The organism is Halomonas sp. 3A7M, from assembly GCF_014897875.1.
Classification (GTDB): domain Bacteria; phylum Pseudomonadota; class Gammaproteobacteria; order Pseudomonadales; family Halomonadaceae; genus Vreelandella.
In genome coordinates, this window is record NZ_JABUZD010000096.1 from 1 (window position 1) to 4,764 (window position 4,764).

At 51.2% G+C, this 4,764-nt stretch carries 6 protein-coding genes; 5 read left to right on the forward strand and 1 reads right to left on the reverse strand.

Annotated elements, in window-relative coordinates; all coding sequences use genetic code 11:
• Positions 1-133: 133 nt before the first annotated feature.
• Genes INT19_RS08765 through INT19_RS08775 form a run of 3 tightly spaced genes read left to right on the forward strand, consistent with a single transcriptional unit; the run spans position 134 to position 1,144 of the window.
• Positions 134-466: a DUF883 family protein gene (locus tag INT19_RS08765; RefSeq protein WP_030070257.1), complete on the forward strand. Its 333-nt coding sequence runs from the start codon at positions 134-136 to the stop codon at positions 464-466.
• A complete protein-coding gene (locus INT19_RS08770; RefSeq protein ID WP_089038633.1) occupies positions 466-870 on the forward strand; it encodes a phage holin family protein in 405 nt (134 codons plus the stop codon). Before INT19_RS08765 ends, INT19_RS08770 begins: the two co-directional genes overlap by 1 nt.
• Entirely contained in the window at positions 845-1,144 is a 300-nt protein-coding gene (locus INT19_RS08775; RefSeq protein WP_089038634.1) for a YqjK family protein, read from the forward strand. Before INT19_RS08770 ends, INT19_RS08775 begins: the two co-directional genes overlap by 26 nt.
• 99 nt (positions 1,145-1,243) lie before the next feature.
• Here the strand turns inward: INT19_RS08775 and INT19_RS08780 are convergent, their stop codons facing one another.
• On the reverse strand, positions 1,244-2,428 hold the full coding sequence (locus tag INT19_RS08780; RefSeq protein ID WP_193060476.1) for an NAD(P)/FAD-dependent oxidoreductase: 1,185 nt from the start codon (positions 2,426-2,428) through the stop codon (positions 1,244-1,246).
• Between the two features lie 193 nt (positions 2,429-2,621).
• Here INT19_RS08780 and INT19_RS08785 point away from each other — a divergent pair, with 193 nt between their 5' ends.
• Complete coding sequence (locus INT19_RS08785; RefSeq protein WP_193060477.1) at positions 2,622-3,689, forward strand: efflux RND transporter periplasmic adaptor subunit; 1,068 nt, start codon at positions 2,622-2,624, stop codon at positions 3,687-3,689.
• Positions 3,689-4,764: efflux RND transporter permease subunit (locus INT19_RS08790; RefSeq protein WP_193060478.1), on the forward strand; the 1,076-nt coding region annotated here is incomplete at its 3' end. The genes INT19_RS08785 and INT19_RS08790, both read left to right, overlap by 1 nt.

A 4,764-nucleotide genomic window follows, 5' to 3' on the forward strand; every position in this document is an offset into this window, starting at 1 on the left:
GAAATTTACCGGAGTGGCAGAACGCCTTGGAATGAACGCTTACGAACCGATAGCACCTAAGGTTGTCTTATGATTAACGGCTGCTATGCTGGAGTTGACACTTATTCATATTCACTCGTCAAAGGATGACATCATGGCTAAACGTAATACTGATACCTCTGCTCGTGCTGACCAGTTGAAGGAAGATCTCCGCCACCTGAGTGAAACCGTAGAAGAGTTGATGAATGCCACGTCAAAAGATGCAAGTGGCGAAATGCGTGACCTTCGTGAGCGCGCAGAAAAACGACTGAAAGACACCCGAGCGCGCTTAGAAGCTCGCGGTGAACGACTTTACGAAGACACGCGTGAAACGCTGTCTCAGCAAGTTGATTGCTGCGATCGTTACGTGCACGAAAACCCTTGGGCTAGTATTGGTATTGGTGCCGCAGCTGGTCTAGTGGTGGGTATGCTTCTCGGTCGTCGCTAATGGCTTTAGGGCCAACACAACGCGTATTCTCTGCAGCCAAACGTCTGCTGAGATCATTAGTCGCTAATGGTGAGACTCGGCTTCGTTTGGCGGTTTTAGAGTTAGAAGAGGAGCGCGCTCGTTTATTGACCCTGCTTTTGTTGGCAGGAGCCAGCCTTTTGTTGCTGTTGTTAGGCGTCGCGACACTTACCGCGCTGGTAGTCGTACTGTTTTGGGACACTTATCGGCTGACTGCGATTGGCGTGAGTGCAGGCGTTCTTATTGCCTTAAGTTTTTTACTAGCGGTTATCGCTATTCGGCAAGCCAAGCAACATACGCTGTTAAAAGAAACGCTTAAGCAACTCTCCGCTGACCGAGCCTTGTTGGAGGTGAATGAGGATGACTCAACCCAACACCGTCAATAAGCCTCCCAGCCGAGCGGAACGCAAAGCCGCCTTGTTAGCGGAATTAGAGCAACAGCGTATCGATATATTAGTTGATAGCGATACGCTTACCAAGGCAGCCTCACCGCTAGACAAGAACTGGCGCAGCCTTAAAATACCTTTGTATGTGATTGGTGGCGTCGCCGCCTTGCGTATTTTGCGCCATCCAGGTGGTGCAATGGCAGTTGGCAGAAAAGCACTGGCTAGCTACATGCTGATACGAAAACTGAAGCTGCTAGCAAAAGTGGCTAGTTAGTAAGTCACTAGCGATATTTTCTGAGAACGTCGCTGGGCCGTTTTTATAAACGCTAATTTTGAATGCTCTACGTGTTTACGGCCCAGTTCTTTAGACTCATCAGCATGCCTGCCCGCAAGCAACACCACTTGCCCAAGCCCACTGAAAGTTGTACCCCCCCAATTCCCCCGTCACATCTAGCACTTCACCGATAAGCCTAAGCTGCGGTAGGTCTTTCACTGCAAATGTTTTTGATGAAATCGCTTCCGTACTTACCCCGCCCATCGTTACCTCAGAAGTTCGCCACCCTTCTGTACCTGACGGTTTTAACTGCCACTGGTTTAGCCGCTGAGCCCAATGATCAAGCGCATCATTACTGTACTCTGCCAGAGGGCTGGTAAGATTGGCGTCTGGGTACCACTCTAGCAACGCTTGGGCAAAGCGCTTTGGAAAACGCTCTCCCAGCCAAGTGGACAGCTGACGCTTAGGAGTCGCATGACGTGCATGACGTAATACGTCAGCAGCCTGTTCACTTGGCAGTAAATCAATAGTGATCGTGTCACCAGGTTGCCAAACGCTGGAAATTTGCAGCATCGACGGGCCTGACAGGCCACGATGAGTAAATAGCATTGGCTCTTTAAAGCGTCTCCCATTGCAGCTCACCTCGCATGGCACACTAACCCCAGAAAGTGCTGCTGCGCGCTCTTTCCAACTATCGCTCAAGGTAAACGGCACCAAGCCTGGGCGGGTAGGCAGAACATCTAAGCCAAACTGACGGGCAATGTCATAACCAAACCCTGTCGCCCCCATCGTGGGTATCGAAAGTCCTCCCGTCGCAATCACTACCGTACCCGCGTCTATGCTTCCCAACGACGTGGCTAAGCGCATGCTATCCCCCATTCGCTCCAGCCTAGAAATTGACGTGCTGAGCGACACCTCGACGCCGGCCCATTCACACTCGGTGAGTAAGACGCTAACAATGTCTTTAGCGGAGCTCGCACAAAAGAGCTGGCCTGGGGCTTTTTCCACATACTCAACACCATGCCGCTCTATCAACGACACAAAATGCTCTGGACGGTAACGCTTTAGCGCAGAAATACAAAAATACGGATTTTCCGAGTAAAAATTCTGAGGCGTAGTCGCAAGATTGGTAAAATTGCAGCGCCCTCCTCCCGACATCAATATTTTCTTGCCCGCCTTGTTGGCATGGTCCACTAACAGTACACGACGCCCCGCGTAACCCGCTTGAGCCGCACACATTAAACCAGCGGCTCCTGCACCAATGACGACGACGTCGTAGACCATAAAATTAGGCTCCCAGGGTGAAAAAATGAGAGGCATTTTAACAGGTAAATAGCTCAAAATTACTGTACATTAAAAATTACATGTACAAAAAACGTACATCTATTTAACAAAATATCACTGTAGACACTTCACCCTCTAACACGGTGATCCCCTAAGTGGTATTACTAGGCATTTTGATAACACTGAGACGCTCATGCTTGTTTGTAAACGTATCTTTCTCTTCTGGTTGTTTACCCTGATATGGGCTAGTCCGCTGTTGGCACAGTCTCCCCCTCCGGTTATTGGGCACTACGCCGCCATAACGACTTGGTCTGATCCGCTTGAAGCATTAGGGACACTGAGTGCAGATGAAAGCGTGACACTTTCTGCCACGGTGACCGATACGATTGCCGAGATCAATTTTGAAGATGGCGAACAAGTAGAGCGCGGAAGGCTGTTAATTCGTTTAGAAGATGCTGAAGAACAGGCTCAGCTAAGGGCTGCGCAAGCCCTCAATGATGAACGTCGCAATGCGCTAGGCCGAGCCACCCAGTTGCAACAACGCAACCTCGCCCCGCGGGCTGATGTAGAAGACACCCAGGCTCGTTTACGCCAATCACAGGCTGACGCACAAGCGTTAGAAGCTAGGCTGTCAAATTATCGCTTACATGCCCCTTTTAGCGGGCGAGTTGGCTTTCGTAACGTCAGTATCGGTGCATTAGTGACGCCCGGCATGGAGCTTGTCACTCTTGATAAGCTAGATGTCATGAAGCTCGACTTTACCGTACCTGAAGTATTTTTAGGGCGTTTATCCAACGGCCTAAAGCTGAGTGCTACTACAGCGGCATTCCCTGACGAGCTCTTCAGCGGTGAAATCTCTAGCATTGGCACCCGCATAGACCCTATCACCCGCAGTGTTAACGTTCGCGCTGAAATGGTAAACCCTGGGCTGCGTCTGCGGCCTGGGATGTTAATGGAGGTCGTGGTTCAGCAACGAGTCCGCAACACCCTGGTACTTCCTGAAGCAGCGATCGAACCCAGTGGCAACCGCCACTTTGTGATGCTGATCAACCAGCAGGACGACACCTCTCGATTAGAGCGGCGAGAAGTCATCATTGGCGAACGACGAAGCGGTGAAGTAGAGGTGCTGGAGGGTATCAGTGCGGGCGACCTAATCGTGATTCACGGATTACAACTCGCGCGAGATGGCCAGCAAGTCAGGCTGCTAGGTATCGCTGATGAAGAGACGGATATTCGCACGCTACTGGAGGCTGATCGCTAATGCGTTTATCCGACATTTCAGTTCAGCGGCCCGTGCTGGCGATGGTGATTGCCACGCTGATTATCGCGTTTGGTTTACTGGCACTCAACCGGCTGCCCCTGCAAGAATACCCAACGGTTGATCCTCCTATTGTTAGTATTGATACCCGCTACCCTGGCGCATCTGCAAGCGTTGTAGAGACACGTATTACCCAAGTGCTCGAAGACCGTATCGCCGGCGTGGAAGGCATTGAGTTAATTACCTCGCAAAGTGAGGATGGTCGTTCGCGAGTGGAAATCGAGTTCGCCATCACCATGGATATCAATGCTGCCGCCAACGATATCCGCGATCGTATTTCAGGAGCACTGCGCAACCTTCCAGATGATGCCGATAATCCTGAGGTCACTAAAGCCGACAGTAGCGAGACTATTGTCGTGTGGCTAAGTCTCTCTGGTGCGGATTACTCGATCACCGAACTGACCGATTATGCCAATCGCTTTCTGGTAGACAGCCTTTCGGTACAACCCGGCGTGGCAAGGGTGCGCGTAGGTGGTGGACGTGATTACGCGATGCGAGTTTGGCTGGACCGCAATGCACTCGCCGCACGGGGGCTAACTGTTGGTGATATTGAGGATGCTCTACGTGCTGAAAATGTTGAGTTGCCAGCGGGCTCAATTGAGTCCGAAGATCGCCAATTTATTGTTCGTTTGCCGCGCAGCTTCGCGACCGCTGATGATTTTAAGCAGATTGCTTTAATCGAAGGCAGTAACGGTTATCTAGTACGTCTGGGCGATGTAGCGCGTGTCGAGATAGGCTCAGTAGAGGACCGATCTGTGTTTCGTGCCAATGGCGTCCCGATGGTGGGACTAGGCATGATCATGCAATCAACGGCTAACGTAGTGGAGCTATCGGAAGCCGTTCGACAAGAACTTGACCGGCTTCAAGGCACCTTGCCGGAGGGGATGTCACTCAGCCTTAACTATGATGCGTCAGTATTCGTTTCAGGCGCTATCGAACAAGTAGTGATGACGCTGTTTATCGCCATGGGGCTAGCAGGGCAAACGCATGAAAGATTTCATCCAGCCAATATCGTCGC